We start from the raw sequence: 14,508 nt of genomic DNA on the forward strand, positions 1-14,508 counted from the left end.
TTCCTCGAACAGGCTGGCCCGGCAATATGCCCTGAACCCGATCGAATGCCGCGGCGGCGTCGTCGATCGGGTTAACCGCGGGAACCCGGAACGCCTGCTTGTGCGTCGACGTGGGAGAGTTCCCAAGGCGCCACGTCCGCGCCTGTGGTCACTTCACGCCCTGTGGGCACTGCAAGAACAGCAAGTCTTCTCTGCCGAGGATGGTGCACGTCGGTGCGACCGATGACGCGAAAAGCCGTCAAGCTCCTGCTGATCGCAGCCACTCTCGGCGTGGCGGTCGCCCTGTTCGTCCGCTCGCGTCCGCGGCCCGGCGCTCCCGCGGCGGACGCGACCGAGCCGGAACCGGTGCGGCCGGTACGGCACTTCCCGCCACGCCAAGCCGAGTCCGCGCCCCGCGCGGCGCTGCCCGCAGGCCCGTCGGCGCCGGACGGAACGCGCGAACTCCCGGTGGTGGAGGCCGAGGCGGAACCGGAGTCGCCGTTCGCGCCGGTCCCGCCGGCCGCCGTCGTCGTCCCGCCGGGGACGGCGCCCGGTGTGGTCGAGATCGACCCCGACCGGCTGCCGCCGCTGCCGTCCGAGCCCGAGCCGTCGGGTGCTCCGGCGAAGCGGCGCCGTTCGCAGCGGGTGCTCGGCGGAGTGGTGGCCGCGTTCGTGGTGGCCGCCGGGGCCGTGTCGGTGCTTGCGTACCGCGCCGTCGACGGCGGGGACGACAAGGCGCCGGCCGGGGCCGCGGTCTCGCCCATGCCGTCGGTCGCGGTGGGGTCCCGGCCGCCGGCTTTCGGGCCGCTGGCCCCGCAGAACTTCACCGCGGTGGGCGACCGTTCCGGCGGTTCGCTGAGCCGGATCACGCTCGACGGGCGGCGGTCCGGGGTGCGCGCCGACGTGTGGGTGTGGCTGCCGCCGCAGTACAAGCGGGCGGACTTCCAGACGAAGAAGTTCCCGGTGCTGATGCTGCATTCGGCCTACCCGGGGGTGGGGGAGAACTCGCTGCTGTCCGGCCAGACGAGCGCCCTCGCGAAGATCGCCGACGGCATCGCAAGGGGCACGCTGCCGCCGTTCGTCGTCGTCGCGCCGGAGCTGACGCCGTACACGCAGGCCGAACTGGACGCCGCCGCCGACCCGTCCGTGCTCGATACCGAGTGCAGCGACATCCCCGGCAAGGCGAAGATGGCGACCTTCCACAACGAGGACGTGCGCGAGGCCGTGGCCGCGACGTTCCGGGTCACGAACGACCGCAACGGCTGGGCGCTCCTCGGCGAGGGCGCGGGCGGCCTGTGCGCGGCGAAGTACGCGCTGCAGTACCCGCAGTACTACGTCGCGGGAGCCAGCCTGTCCGGCCCCACCACGCTGAAGTCGCCGCTGTGGGGTGCCGCGCAGGCCGCCCGCGACGGCCAGTCGCTCACGACGCTGCTGGCCGCGCACCCGGACGTCAGCCTCTTCCTGTCCGACAACACGTCCGACACCGTGGGACGCCAGGCCTCCAACGCGCTCAAGGCGGCCGCGGCCAAGCCCACCGACGTCGAGACGGCGAACGCGGGCGGCGGCACGGTCAAGCAACTGCCTTCGGCGCTGTCCTTCTTGGCGGACACGGTGACGGACAGCTCGGGTGCGCGTCCGCCGACGGGCACGAACGGCAAATCGGGCAACCGCTGACCGCTGTGTCACCGAACGGCTGCGGATAGCCCACAGAACGGCCCGCACGGCGGGACGGCACCACGCCGCCGCACGTCAGAGGGGTGGCGCATGGTAGGCATGACCGGGTGAACACCCTCCTCCGCCGCTCGGCGCTCGTCCGCCGCGCGCTGCCGGCCGCCTTGGTCGCGACCGCGCTGATATCCGGCTGCTCGACAGGTGCGGCCGGGAAGGTGAAGGACGCGGAGTCGTCCGCGCCGTCCGCGGCGGCCGACGGCTCGGCAGCCGGTCCGCTCAAGCCGGTGTCCGGCGGCAAAGGGCAGGACGACCCGGCGCTGCAGTCGTTCTACACGCAGAAGCTCGACTGGGCGGCGTGCCCGGACGACCCGAAGACGGACGGCGACGAGACCGAGCTGGAGTGCGCCAAGATGCGCGTGCCGCTCGACTACGCGAACCCGGGCGCGCGGAGCATCGACATCGCGGTCATGCGGTACAAGGCCGGCGACGGCGGCAGCCGCATCGGCTCGCTGCTGACCAACCCGGGCGGCCCGGGGGCGTCCGGGCTCGAATACCTGGAGAACACGGTCCAGGACCTGTCCCCGGGCGTGCACCGCAGCTTCGACGTCATCGGGTTCGACCCGCGCGGCGTCGGAAAGAGCACGGCGGTGCGGTGCCTCACCGACGCCGAGCGCGACAAGCGGAACTCCGAGGACGGCCCGGACCCCAAGGACCAGGCGGCCTCCAAGGCGTTCAGCGAAAAGCGCGCCAAGGACTTCGCGGCCGGCTGCCAGGCCAAGTCGGGCGACCTGCTGAAGTTCGTGGGCACCCGCAACGTGGCGCGCGACATGGACGTGCTGCGGTACCTGGTGGGCGACAAGAAGCTCAACTACCTCGGCTTCTCCTACGGCACCTACCTCGGCGCGCTGTACGCCGAGGAGTTCCCCGGCCGCACCGGCCGCCTGGTGCTCGACGGCGCGGTCGACCCGGCCGCCGACCAGCTCGACGAATCGGTGGGCCAGCAGGTCGGCTTCGAGCAGTCGTTCACCCGCTTCGCGAAGGACTGCGCGACGCGCGCCGGCTGCCCGCTGGGCAGCGACCCGGCGAAGGCCGCCACCAACGGCGTCGACTTCCTCGACAGCCTGCGCACCAACCCGCTGCCGACCGACGACGCGCGCCGCAAGCTCACGTCGTCGCTCGCCTGGACCGGCATGATCCGGCTGCTGTACGCGGACGAGTCGCAGGGCTGGAAGGCGCTGCGCGAGACGTTCGCCGCCGCGATGCAGCGCGGCGACGGCTCGCTGTTCCTGCGGTTCGCCGACGACTACAACGGGCGCGACGAACGCGGACGCTACGACAACTCGATGGACGTGCTGACCGTGGTCGGCTGCGCCGACAGCATGGCCGACGCGCCGTCGCCGGCGCGCGTCCAGGAGACGCTGGCGAAGCTGCGCGCGCAGGCGCCGCTGTTCTCGCGCGACGCGAGCGCGGACGACTTCGACGGGCCGGGCTGCGAGTTCTGGCCGTTCCGCACGCCGGAGAAGCCGCACACCGTCAAGGCGGCGGGGAGCGCCCCGATCCTGGTGGTCGGCACGACCGGCGACCCGGCGACCCCGTACGCGGCCTCGCAGAAGCTCGCGCAGGGCTTCGAGAAGGCGACGCTGCTGACCTTCGAAGGCGAGGGGCACACGGCCTACTCGCGCGGCAACCAGTGCATCGACGACGCGGTGGACGCGTACCTGTTGGAGGGCACGATGCCCGCGCAGGGGACCCGCTGCAAGTAAGCGGCGCGGGGACCGCGCCGACCGGTGCACGGCGCGTGCCGGGCGCCTCGGCGGGCCGACCCGCCGGGCCGTGCCGCCGTACCGCCAACCGCCTGCCCGCCGGTTAACCTCGTGTCACGGGCGGCGCCGACGCCCCGCGGAAGTGAGGGTTTGTGGTGCGGGTGAAGCGACTGCGGGGGATCGGCGCGGTGCTGGCGGGCGCGTTGCTGCTGGCGGGCTGCTCCGACGCGGGCAGCGCCAAGGGCAGCAAGGACGCGGCCGGTCCGTCGAAGAGCGGATCCGGCCCGGCGGACCTGGTGCCGATGCCCGCGGCCGGGTCGATCTCGTGGTCGCGGTGCGACGATTCGTCGTTCGAATGCGGCACGCTGTCGGTGCCGATCGACTACGGCGCCACCTCCGGCCCCAAGATCAAGATCGCACTGATCCGCCAGAAGGCGACCGGCCCGGACCGGATCGGGGCGCTCGTGGTGAACCCCGGCGGGCCCGGCGGCTCGGGCATCGCCTTCGCCCGGTACGCCGCCAGTGCCTTCCCCAAGTCGGTGCTCCAGCGCTACGACATCGTCGGCTTCGACCCGCGCGGTGTCGGCGAGAGCGCCCCGGTGCGCTGCCTGACGGACAGCCAGATGGACACGTACACCCAGCTCGACCCGACCCCGGACGACCCCGCCGAGGAACAGGCCCTGGTGACCGGGTTCACCGACTTCGGGAAGGGCTGCGAAGCGATGTCGTCGCAGCTGCTCGGCCACGTCAGCACCGCCGAGGCGGCCCGCGACATGGACCAGATCCGTTCCGCGTTGGGCGAGCCGAAGCTGAACTACGTCGGGGCGTCGTACGGCACCTTCCTCGGCGCCGCCTACGCCGAACTGTTCCCCGGCAAGGTCGGCCGCTTCGTGCTGGACGGCGCGGTGGACCCCAGCCAGCCCGCGGTCACCGCGAACCGGCTCCAGGGCGGCGGCTTCGAAACGGCGCTGGACGCCTACGTCGACGACTGCGTGGCGGGCGGCTCGTGCTTCCTCGGCGCCACCCGCGACGAGGCCCTCACCCGGATCCGCACCCTGCTCGCCGACCTCGACGCACACCCGCTGCCCGGCGACGGCAAGCGCACCGTCAACGAGGCCATCGCCACCACCGGCGTCCTGTCGCCGCTCTACTCGCGCGACCAGTGGCCCGACCTGACGGTGGCTCTGAAGGCGGCGTTCCGCGGCGACGGGCTGCCGCTGCTGGAACTCAACGACGTCTACTACGAGCGCGGCTCCGACGGCCACTACGCGAACCTGATGTACGCCAACGCCGCCGTGAACTGCCTCGACGGCCCCGCCGCGGCGAGCAGCCCGGACCAGGTCAAGACGCAGGTCGACGAGTTCCAGCAGACCTCCCCGACGTTCGGCCGCGCCCTCGCCTGGGCGGGCCTGTCCTGCGGCGAGTGGCCCATCACGCCGAGCGGCAAGCCGCACGAGATCCACGCCCCGGGCGCCGCCCCGATCCTCGTCGTCGGCACCACCCGCGACCCGGCCACCCCCTATGCCTGGGCCCAAGCCCTCGCCCAGCAACTCGACTCCGGCCACCTCCTCACCTACGACGGCGACGGCCACACCGCCTACCTCCGCGGCAGCGCCTGCATCGACACCGCCGTCGACACCTACCTCCTGACGGGCCAGACCCCGCCCGACGGCAAAACCTGTAATTGATCACCCCGTCGGCTGTGTATGCTTATCGCCGTCGCCACCACGCGGTGGGGGCATGCCGCCTTAGCTCAGTCGGCCAGAGCGACGCACTCGTAATGCGTAGGTCAAGGGTTCGATTCCCTTAGGCGGCTCCGCACGAAGGCCAGGTCAGACAGTGTCTGACCTGGCCTTCTGTTTGTACTGGGAGTGTCGGCCAGGCCGGTTCGGCCTCAGGCCGTCAGCAGCACCCCCGCGTAGGCCGTGGCCCCCACGACCAGCCACGACCCCAGGCCCAGCAGACCGAGCTTCAGGCCGCCCGAGCGGGCCAGGGTCGGCAGGTGGACGGCGCTGCCGAGGCCGAAGAGGGCGGCGGCGAGGAGGAGTTCCTGGGCGGTGTCGGCGGCGTCGAGGACGCCGGTGCCGAGCCATCCGGTGGTGCGCAGGGCGACCATCGCCAGGAAGCCGGCGACGAACAGCGGGAGGATCGCCGGTCGGCGGCCGTCGGCGGCCGCGGGCTGTCCGGCGGTCTTGCGGCGGCGGCTCAGGGCGACGCCGGCGACCAGCGGGGCGAGCATCGCGACGCGGATCAGTTTGACGAGGACGCCTTCGGTGAGTGCGTCGGGGCCGGCGGTCTGGGCGGTGGCGACGACCTGGCCGACGTCGTGCACGCTCGCGCCGACCCAGCGGCCGAATTCCCCGGTGTCCAGGCCGAGCGGGTGCTGGAGCAGGGGCAGTACGGCGATGGCGAGGGTGCCGCAGAGCGTGACCAGGGCGACCGACGAGGCGACCTCGGTCTCGTGCCGCTCGTCGGCCTTGTCCTTGCCGAGGACGCCGCTGACCGCGCCGATCGCGGAGGCGCCGCAGATCGCGTAGCCGGTGGCGACCAGCAGCGACAGGTCGCCGGAGAGGCCGATCCTGCGGCCCAGCCACCGGGTCCCGAAGAACGTGACCAGGACGACCCCGACCACCATGACCAGGGGCTCCCAACCGAGCGCGGCCACGTCGCCGAGGCTCAGTTTCAGGCCGAGGAGCACGATGCCGAGCCGCATCAGCCGCTTTCCGGCGAGGGACAGGCCGGGCCGGGCGGGGCCGCGCACCAGCCCTGCGGCGCCCGGCAGGTGGGCTGCGACGACGCCGAGCACGACGGCCGCGGTGAGCATCGGCACCGCGGGCAGCAGCCGGTGCACGCCATAGGACGCGGCCACGCCGACGGCGGCGAGGACGAGCCCCGGCGCGATACCCGTTCGGCGCGGAGTGGTCGGAGGAGTCGCCGGAGCACCCGCCGAAGGCGCCGCAGGCGGCGCTGCGGGCGGCGCCGCGGAAGCTGCGGCGGGCGGCGGGGTGCGGCGCGCGGAAGTGCGGCGTTCGGGACCGGCGAGAACCATGGATCCAGCCTCCGCCGGGCGGCCCGGGCCCGGTAGACGCGATCTTGGTACCAGGACATAGAGTCGCTCTATGGCCTCTGACCCCGACAACCGTGACCTGCGGCCGCTTCCCGACCTGCACGCGCTGCAGCTGCTGGTCTGCGTCGCCGAGACCGGGAGCCTGGGGCGGGCCGCCGCGCGGCTGCGCATCAGCCAGCCCTCCGCGAGCGCCCGGATGCGCACCCTGGAGCGGCGCCTGGGCCTGCGGCTGCTCGACCGGTCGACGTCGGGCTCCCGGCTCACCCCGGCCGGGGCCGTGGTCGGCGACTGGGCGCGGTCGCTCCTCGAACAGGCCGAGGCGTTGGTCGAGGGCGCCGCCGCGCTGCGGTCCCGGCAGGACCACCGGCTCGTCGTGACGGCGAGCCTGACCATCGCCGAGGAACTCATGCCGGGCTGGCTGGTCGCCCTGCGCGAGCAGGAGCCCGACACGCACGTCGGGCTCACCGTCACCAACAGCGCCGGCGTCATCGAGGCGCTCCGCCGCGGGGCCTGCGACCTGGGCTTCGTCGAAGGCCCGTGGGTGCCGGACGACCTGCACCGCACGGTCGTCGGCAGGGACCGCCTCGCCGTGGTGGTGGCGCCCGGCCACCCGTGGGCCCGGCGCCGCCGCCCGCTGAGCGGCCGTGAACTCGCCGATACGCCGCTGCTGCTGCGCGAACCGGGCTCCGGTACGCGCGAAACCCTGCAGAAGGCGCTGCGCCCGTACGACGGGCCGGCCGTGCCGGTCCTGGAACTCGGCTCCACCGCACCCCTGCGCAGCGCGGTCGCCCGGGGGCTCGCCCCCGCGGTGCTCTCCGCGCTGGCCGTCCACGAGGACGTGGACCACGGGCGCCTGGTCGAGGTCGAGGTCGACCCGGCGGTCCCGCTGCGCCGACTGCTGCACGCCGTGTGGCTCAAGGGCCACGAACTCCCCGAAGCCGCCGTGCGCTTGCTCCAGGTGGCACGGACCTCCTGAACCGCGGCCGACGGGCGGCCGCGGTGTCGGCGGACCGGGAAGGACTCGCAGGTGCGCGAGGGCAGGCGATCAGGCGGCGCGCAGGCCGCGGCGGTGCTTCGCGGGGCGGCGCAGGCGGTGCCGGTGCGGCGCGGTGCGGACGGGCGGCGGGACCGGTTTCAGGGGGGTCGGCGGCGTGCGGTCCGTGTCGGGGCGCTCGGCCGCGGCGGCGATCGGAGTGACGGTGGCGGCTGCCGGCCCCGTGGGCAGGGTGGGCACAGCGGGAGTTTCGGCGGAGGCTTCGGCGGCGGGGGCGGTGTCGGCGGGCGTGCCCGTCGTCTTCGCTTCGGGTTCGGCACCCGGGAGGCTCCGCGGGAGCCCCGGCCCCAGCATGCGTTCCTCGAACCAAGCGAGGCCGGGCAGGAGGCCGAACAGCGCTATCGGGGCCAGGAGGGCGAAGACGAGGTACATGTGCGCCGCCTGAGGGTCGAGAATGAAGGCCGCAGGACGACATCCGGCACGTGTCGCGTGCCGACGGTGACGTCCGGTGACGCAGCCTCGGAGCCAAGCCGTACTTCTCAGCCGTTACTTCTCACGACTAACCGCGCGGGACTAGGCCAAACGTGTCGATTGGGCAACGATCCTTCGCGGATAGCGCTCATGTGCGATCTGTTTCGATCGTAAGTGGGCGGGCGGAAAGCCGCCTGCCGAGCGGCTCCCGACGCCCCGAACACGGGTTGACGCACCGTCAGTTCCGGGGTGACGGTGGTCCGGTGAAGATTCGGGTGGGTATTGGTGCCGGTCCTCGCGGGGACGGCGACAGTCTGACGTTCGGCGGGCTCGTCGACCGTGCGGAGAAGCTCGGCGTGGACTCGCTGTGGCTGCCCGACACGGTGACGGCGGACCTGCCCGATCCGCACGTCGGGATGGCGTTCGCGGCGGGCCGCACCACGCGGCTCAAGCTCGGCACGGGCGTCTCCGTGCTGCCCGGGCGCAACCCGGTGGCGGTGGCGAAGGAGCTGGCCACGCTGGCCGACCTCGCGCCCGGGCGGATCCTGCCGGCCTTCGGCGTCCAGCACGCGCGGGCCTTCGAACGGCAGCTGTTCCCGGTACCCGGCCGCCGCGGCGCCGTCTTCGACGAGGCGCTGGCGCTCCTCCGGCTCCTGCTGGACCGGGAAAACGTCACCTACGCGGGCGAGTTCTACCAGTGCGAGGGCATCACGATCCGCCCCCGCCCGGCCCGGAAGCTGGACCTGTGGCTGGGCGGCAGCGGCCCGGCCGCGCTGCGCCGGATCGGACGCCTCGCGGACGGCTGGCTGGCCGCCGCCGTGACCCCCGACGAAGCGGCCCGCGGCCGGCGGACGATCGAGGCGGCCGCGGCCGAAGCCGGACGCGTGGTCGAGGACGACCACTTCGGGCTCAGCCTGCCGGTGGCGTTCGGCGACTACCCGGCCGAGCTGCTGCGGGCCCTGCGGGAACGGCAGCCGGATGCCGACCCGGCCGATCTGGTGCCGGTCGGGTGGGAGGCCGCGCGCCGCATCGTCCGCGCGTGCATCGACGGCGGGATTAGCAAGTTCGTGATCCGGCCCGCCACCGCGCCGGCGTCGTGGGCGGACTTCGTGGACGAGTTCGCGCAGGAGATGATGCCGCTCGAAACGTGAGGCACGGCGATGCCCCACACCCTCGGCCGGAAACGGCCGCTCCCGCCGGGACACGGCGATGACATTTCGGTGACACACCTGAGACCTGCCGGAGTGCAACCCCAATCGGGTCCGATCGCGTCAATCGGGCAGAACGTACTCGGGGTCGGTCGTGCTGGGCACAGAAGGGCTGGCAGGAATTGAAGAAGTCGCGCATACGCATACCCGTCACCGTGGCGGCGGTGGCCGTGGTGTTGGCCGCGTCGGCCTGCTCGTCCGGTTCGGACGGGAAGCCTGCCGCCGCGTCCGCCAAGCCTGTCGCGGCCACCACCGCGGCGCCGGCAGACCCGTCGTCGGCACCCGCCACCACGGCCGCGCCGAGCCCGACGGACCTGCCGACCACGGCTGTTCCGAGCGCGACGCCCAGCGAGTCCTCGGCCTCGAAGTCGGCCTCGGCCAAGCCGTCGACGTCCAAGCCGACCAGTGCGAAGCCGTCGACCAGCAAGCCCGCGACGACCAAGCCGCCCGCCAAGCCGGCCGGCAACCTCGACCCGCGCTGCATGACCGGCCGGGCGATGTGCGTGGACAAGACCACGCGCAAGCTGACCTGGGTCGTCGACGGCGTCCCGCAGTACTCGTTCGAGGTGCGCTTCGGCTCGGCCGAACTGCCCACCCGCGAGGGCGCGTTCTCGGTCTTCCAGAAGTCCCGCGACCACGTGTCGACGCTGTACCACACGTCCATGCCGTTCGCGATGTTCTTCAGCGGCGGCCAGGCCGTGCACTACTCGCCGGACTTCGCCAAGAACGGCTACAACGGCGCGTCGCACGGCTGCGTCAACGTCCGCAACAAGGCGCTCATCACGCAGCTGTTCGACACGGTGCGCATCGGCGACAAGGTGATCGTGTACCGGTCGTAGCGGCGGCCGCACACGACGAAGGGCGGCACCCCGGCCGGGGTGCCGCCCTTTCGCGCGCCGGGCGCGGTTGCGTCAGCTGCCGACGACCGTGTCGAAGGCGCGGCGGGCCGCGGCGAAGAACGCCGGGGCGTCCTTCGCGTTCGAGCAGAACGCCTGGATGGGCAGCTGCACCGTGGTGGCGCCGGCTTCGATCACCGCGGGGGCGTTCTCCATCGTGCGGGCGAGGTCGAACGCGCCGTCGTCGCCCTTCGTCATCGGGATCGGGCCCTGGACGCGCAGCGCCGCCGGGTCGCGGCCCGCGTCGGCGAGCGCCTGGCGGATCGTCGCGACGTCGCGCGCCATGTCGGGGGTCGACAGGCCCATGATCGGGATCCAGCCGTCGCCGGACTCCACGATGCGCTGGAGGTTGCGCTTGTTGAGCGAGCCGCCGATCCACAGCGGGACGCCGCCCTGCTGCACGGGACGCGGCATCAGGTAGGTGTCGGTGAAGTTGACCGTCTCGGACGCGAACGCGGCCGGGGTCTGCGTCCACAGGGCCTTGCACGCTGCGAGCGTGTCGGTCAGCAGTTGGCCGCGCTGGTTCCAGTCCAGGCCGGCCGCGTCGTACTCCTCGCGCTGCCAGCCGCAGGCGACGCCGAGTTCGAGGCGCCCGTTGCTGATCTGGTCGAGCGTGGCGGCCTGCTTGGCGAGCAGCGTGGCGCCGCGCAGCGGGGCGATGAGGATGCCGGTGGCGAGCTTGACGCGCTCGGTGACCGCGGCCATCGCGGCGAGCAGCGTGAGCGGCTCGGCCCACGGCGCCTCCGGCGGGGTGGGGAAGCGGCCCCACACGTACTTGTCGGTGTGCGGGCCCATGACGACGTGGTCGACGAGGACGACGCGGTCGATGCCCGCGTCTTCCGCGGCGCGCGCCACGTCGACGAAGCCGCGCCAGTCGTCGCCGGGCCACGGGCCGAAGTTGGGCAGGCCGATCGAGAGCTGGACGTCCTGGGTCATGGTGTTCTCCGTCGTGGGGAGTCGGGGCGGGACCGGCGGTGTGGCCGGGCCGCGGGTCGGGCGGTGCGGGCGGGGGTGCGGTCCGCGCCCGCGGGGGTCACTCCGGGATGCGTCCGGCGAGGGCGGCGTCCACCACCGCGTCGCCGACCGTGCGGCGGGCGAGCTTTTCGAACGAGGGCGCGGCGCGCAGTTCGTTGCCGCCGTCGACCGCGATGCTCTGGCCGGTGGTCCACGACGCCTCGGGTCCGGCGAGGTAGCGCACCGCGCCGGCGATGTCGTCGGGGACGCCGGTGCGGCCGAGCGGCTTGTTGGCGAGGTAGGCCGCGATGAGTTCCTCGTCCTTGAAGATCCGCGCGTCCTCCTGGGACTTGACCAGGCCGGGGCGGACGGCGTTGACGCGCACGCCGAGCGGCGCCAGTTCGTCGGCGGCGCAGCGGACCAGGGCTTCGAGGCCGGCCTTGCCGGAGGCGTAGCCGGACAGGTAGGGCCACGAGAGCTTGGCGGCGTTCGTGGAGATCATGACGATCGAGCCGCCGCCGTTGGCTGCCATCGGCGGGGTGGCGTACTTGATCGCCAGGAAGCCGCTGATCACGTTGCGGCGCAGGTCTTCCGCGAACTGGTCCTCGTCGATGGCGAGCAGCGGCGAGACCTTGCCGCCGCCGACGGTGGCGACGCAGATGTCGAGGCGGCCGCCCGGGTGCACGGCGGCGTCGACGGCGGCTTTGACGCCTTCCGCGGTGCAGCCGTCGGCCGCGATGTAGCGGACCTCGGCGCCTTCCGGGGCGAGGGGGCGCAGGCGCTCGGCGGTCGCGGCGAGTTCGGACTCCCGGCGGGCGCTGAGCGTCACCGAGCAGCCGTCGCGCAGCAGGCGCGCGGCGCTCGCCGAACCGATGCCGCCGCTGCCGCCGATGACCAGCGCCATGCGGCCGGCCAGGGGGAGTGCGGGCGGGGTGGGGGTGTCGGGCATCGCAGGGTGCCTTTCTTGCGCGACCGAAGACTTCTGACGGATAGTCAGATCGACGGATCCGTTATACCGCAAAATATTCGAGCAATAATCATTCGTGCTCGAACGATAGGGTGAGACCATGGACACGCGGGACCGCGGCCGCCGGACGGCCGTATCGGGGGACTCGGGGGACTCGGGGGAAGGCTCGCTGCCCGGGTTGACCCCGCTGCTGTACGAGGCGACGGCGCGGCTCGACGCGCATTTCGCGGCCTGCGCGACCGCCGTCGGCCTGACCGCCGCGCAGGCCAACGCGGTGTACGAGCTGGCCGAGCCGGTCGGCATGCGCGAGCTGGGCCGCCGCATGTGCTGCGAGCCGCCCAACGTCACCTTCGTCGTGGACCGGCTCGAAGAACGCGGCCTCGTCGTGCGCGGCCCCCTGCCCGGCGACCGCCGCGCCAAGCAGGTCGCGCTCACCGCCGACGGCCTGGCCCTGCGTGCCGAGCTGCTCGCCAAGCTCGCCGAGGACCCGCCGCTGCGCGGCCTCGGCGACGCCGACCGGCGTACGCTCCGCACCCTGCTGGCCCGCGCCCTGGCCGAATCCGATCCCGCGTCGGCGGACGCCTAGGACACCGCCCGGCGGGCCAAAAGATGGATTGTGTCCTGGACCTGGTTCTCTACGCCGCGCGACACTAACCTGACGCTCCATCAGGCACGGGGCGCACCGCGGGCAGCGGGCGTCGGATCCAGGAGATACCGCATGGCTGTGTTCGCGCTTCGCTTCGACTTCCGCAACCCGTCCTTCGCGGGCACCACGATGGGCGAGCGGTACGCGGCCGCGCTGGACATGGTCACCTGGGCCGAAGAGCGCGGCTTCATGATGGCCGTGCTGTCCGAGCACCACGGCTCCGAGGACGGGTACCTGCCGCGCCCGCTGCCGATGGCCGCGGCGATCGCGTCCCGTACCAAGAACATGATGATCAACATCGCGGCGATACCCGCCCCGCTGCACGACCCGCTGCACATGGCCGAGGAACTCGCGGTCGTCGACCTGATCAGCCAGGGCCGGGTCAGCGTGGTGCTCGCCAACGGGTACAACGAGCCCGAGTTCGACATGTTCGACCGCTCGCTGCGCGACCGCGCGAAGCTGACCACCGAGATGGTGCACACGCTGCGCGCGGCATGGACCGGCGAGCCGTTCGAGTTCCGCGGCCGCACCGTGCGGGTCACCCCGGCGCCGTTCCAGGCGGGCGGCCCGGCGATCGTGCTCGGCGGCAGCGTGGAGGCCGCCGCCCGGCGCGCGGCGCGGATCGCCGACGGCTTCATGCCGTCCAACCCGGGCCTGTGGGAGTTCTACCGGGACGAGAAGATCAAGCTCGGCCAGGAGGACCCGGGTCCGTACTTCGGCGGCGACACCGGCTTCCTGCACTTGTCGAAGGACCCCGAGGCGGACTGGGAGCGGATCGCCCCGCACGCGATGCACGAGGTCAACGAGTACGGCGCGATGATGGCGGCGGCCGGCACCTCCGGCATCGGCGGCTACGAGACCGTCGACAGCGTCGAGAAGCTCAAGGCCACCGGCCAGTACCGGGTCATCACGCCCGAGCAGTACGTCGACGAGCTGAAGGCCATGGGCGACGCCGCGTTCGGCATGTTCCACCCGATGATGGGCGGCATCCCGCCGCAGCTCGCGTGGGAGAGCCTGCGCCTCCTGGAGACGGACGTCCTCCCGCACCTCTGACCGGTTCGCCGGTCGACCGGCATCCCGCCCCCGGCCGCGTCCGCGCGCCGGGGGCGGCGCCGTCTCACCGGCTCGGCGCGCCGCCGAGCAGGTCCTTGAACCGGTCCCAGTGCGTCCGCCGGCCCGGCGGGAAACGCCGCAGCGACCGCTGCCGCTTGCGCGAGCCCTCCGGGTAGCGCCAGCGCGCCCACGGCGAGTCCGGCTTGGCGATCCGCACCGCGGCGATCCACGCCACCGTCGGGACGAAGATCCCGATCAGGCCGGTCGCCACCTTCCCCTTGAAGATCGCCGCGAACGAGAACGCCAGGTCGACCACCACCACCGCGAAGATCGCCGGCTTGCTGTCCCCGCTGCCGATGTCGAACGGGTTGGCGCCGAACAGCAGCAGGATGCCGATCGCCGCCGCGATGAGGACCGCGTCCACCGACTTGCGGCCGTTCGCCGACCAGTACACGTCGTCGAGGTGGAACCACAGCGCGAACTCGTCCAGCGTGAGCGCCGCACCGGCGCCGAAGACCGCCGCCAGGATGTCGCGCGCCAGGGTGTCCGGCTCGTAGGCGAACTGCGCGGCACCGGAGACCAGCATGAGGAAGATGCCGTAGACCTGGTGGTGCACGTGCAGGCCGCCCGGCAGCTTCATGTCCCGGAACGGGCCCTTGCCCGCGCGGATCATGCGCGTGACGAAACGCGTGGCCAGGAAGGTCAGGACGAAGGACGCGAGCATCCAGCCGACGCCCCGCTTCACTTCGTCGGGATCGCCCTGCGCCGCCATCCCGGCGGCCAACTCGTACACGTGCATGCTCGCCTTGTCCGAACTTTCCGATTCCCTGTGCTTCAGT

The 14,508-nt window shown here is 72.8% G+C and carries 13 protein-coding genes and 1 tRNA gene; 9 read left to right on the top strand and 5 right to left on the bottom strand.

Going from position 1 to position 14,508, the window contains the following annotated elements; all coding sequences use genetic code 11:
- Positions 1-222 precede the first annotated feature (222 nt).
- The 4 genes from ACPA54_RS07270 (at position 223) to ACPA54_RS07285 (ending at position 5,229) form a co-directional block, all read left to right on the top strand.
- Positions 223-1,653 carry an alpha/beta hydrolase gene (locus tag ACPA54_RS07270; protein ID WP_423527861.1) on the top strand — a complete coding sequence of 477 codons (1,431 nt, stop codon included), beginning with the start codon at positions 223-225 and terminating at the stop codon, positions 1,651-1,653.
- Positions 1,654-1,760: 107 nt separating this feature from the next.
- Positions 1,761-3,413 carry an alpha/beta hydrolase gene (locus ACPA54_RS07275; RefSeq protein WP_423527862.1) on the top strand — a complete coding sequence of 551 codons (1,653 nt, stop codon included), beginning with the start codon at positions 1,761-1,763 and terminating at the stop codon, positions 3,411-3,413.
- A gap of 155 nt (positions 3,414-3,568) precedes the next feature.
- On the top strand, positions 3,569-5,101 hold the full coding sequence (locus ACPA54_RS07280; protein WP_423527863.1) for an alpha/beta hydrolase: 1,533 nt from the start codon (positions 3,569-3,571) through the stop codon (positions 5,099-5,101).
- Between the two features lie 54 nt (positions 5,102-5,155).
- A tRNA-Thr gene (locus tag ACPA54_RS07285) sits at positions 5,156-5,229 on the top strand.
- A 78-nt stretch (positions 5,230-5,307) separates the two neighbouring features.
- Here the strand turns inward: ACPA54_RS07285 and ACPA54_RS07290 are convergent.
- Complete coding sequence (locus tag ACPA54_RS07290) at positions 5,308-6,462, bottom strand: YeiH family protein (protein WP_423527864.1); 1,155 nt, start codon at positions 6,460-6,462, stop codon at positions 5,308-5,310.
- Positions 6,463-6,532: 70 nt separating this feature from the next.
- On the opposite strand from ACPA54_RS07290, the gene ACPA54_RS07295 reads away from it, so the two are divergent.
- Positions 6,533-7,456: a LysR substrate-binding domain-containing protein gene (locus tag ACPA54_RS07295; RefSeq protein WP_423527865.1), complete on the top strand. Its 924-nt coding sequence runs from the start codon at positions 6,533-6,535 to the stop codon at positions 7,454-7,456.
- A gap of 69 nt (positions 7,457-7,525) precedes the next feature.
- Here the strand turns inward: ACPA54_RS07295 and ACPA54_RS07300 are convergent, their stop codons facing one another.
- A complete protein-coding gene (locus ACPA54_RS07300; protein WP_423527866.1) occupies positions 7,526-7,906 on the bottom strand; it encodes a hypothetical protein in 381 nt (126 codons plus the stop codon).
- A 302-nt stretch (positions 7,907-8,208) separates the two neighbouring features.
- On the opposite strand from ACPA54_RS07300, the gene ACPA54_RS07305 reads away from it, so the two are divergent.
- Positions 8,209-9,096 carry a TIGR03854 family LLM class F420-dependent oxidoreductase gene (locus ACPA54_RS07305; protein ID WP_423527867.1) on the top strand — a complete coding sequence of 296 codons (888 nt, stop codon included), beginning with the start codon at positions 8,209-8,211 and terminating at the stop codon, positions 9,094-9,096.
- A gap of 221 nt (positions 9,097-9,317) precedes the next feature.
- On the top strand, positions 9,318-9,992 hold the full coding sequence (locus ACPA54_RS07310) for a L,D-transpeptidase (RefSeq protein WP_423527868.1): 675 nt from the start codon (positions 9,318-9,320) through the stop codon (positions 9,990-9,992).
- 72 nt (positions 9,993-10,064) lie between these two features.
- Here ACPA54_RS07310 and ACPA54_RS07315 read toward each other — a convergent pair whose 3' ends face one another.
- Together ACPA54_RS07315 and ACPA54_RS07320 are read right to left on the bottom strand one after the other, a co-directional pair.
- Complete coding sequence (locus tag ACPA54_RS07315; protein ID WP_423527869.1) at positions 10,065-10,985, bottom strand: TIGR03619 family F420-dependent LLM class oxidoreductase; 921 nt, start codon at positions 10,983-10,985, stop codon at positions 10,065-10,067.
- Between the two features lie 97 nt (positions 10,986-11,082).
- The gene (locus ACPA54_RS07320) at positions 11,083-11,952 is read right to left on the bottom strand and encodes an SDR family NAD(P)-dependent oxidoreductase (RefSeq protein WP_423527870.1); all 870 of its coding nucleotides are present in this window, start codon (positions 11,950-11,952) and stop codon (positions 11,083-11,085) included.
- A 118-nt stretch (positions 11,953-12,070) separates the two neighbouring features.
- On the opposite strand from ACPA54_RS07320, the gene ACPA54_RS07325 reads away from it, so the two are divergent.
- Positions 12,071-12,556, top strand: coding sequence for a MarR family winged helix-turn-helix transcriptional regulator (locus tag ACPA54_RS07325; RefSeq protein ID WP_423527871.1), 486 nt, complete (start codon positions 12,071-12,073; stop codon positions 12,554-12,556).
- Between the two features lie 132 nt (positions 12,557-12,688).
- Complete coding sequence (locus tag ACPA54_RS07330) at positions 12,689-13,669, top strand: LLM class flavin-dependent oxidoreductase (protein WP_345678088.1); 981 nt, start codon at positions 12,689-12,691, stop codon at positions 13,667-13,669.
- A gap of 64 nt (positions 13,670-13,733) precedes the next feature.
- On the opposite strand, the gene ACPA54_RS07335 is transcribed toward ACPA54_RS07330, so the two are convergent.
- On the bottom strand, positions 13,734-14,468 hold the full coding sequence (locus tag ACPA54_RS07335; protein ID WP_345678087.1) for a hypothetical protein: 735 nt from the start codon (positions 14,466-14,468) through the stop codon (positions 13,734-13,736).
- Positions 14,469-14,508: the final 40 nt, after the last annotated feature.

Source organism: Uniformispora flossi, assembly GCF_049534875.1.
Taxonomy (GTDB): Bacteria; Actinomycetota; Actinomycetes; order Streptomycetales; family Streptomycetaceae; genus Yinghuangia; species Yinghuangia aomiensis.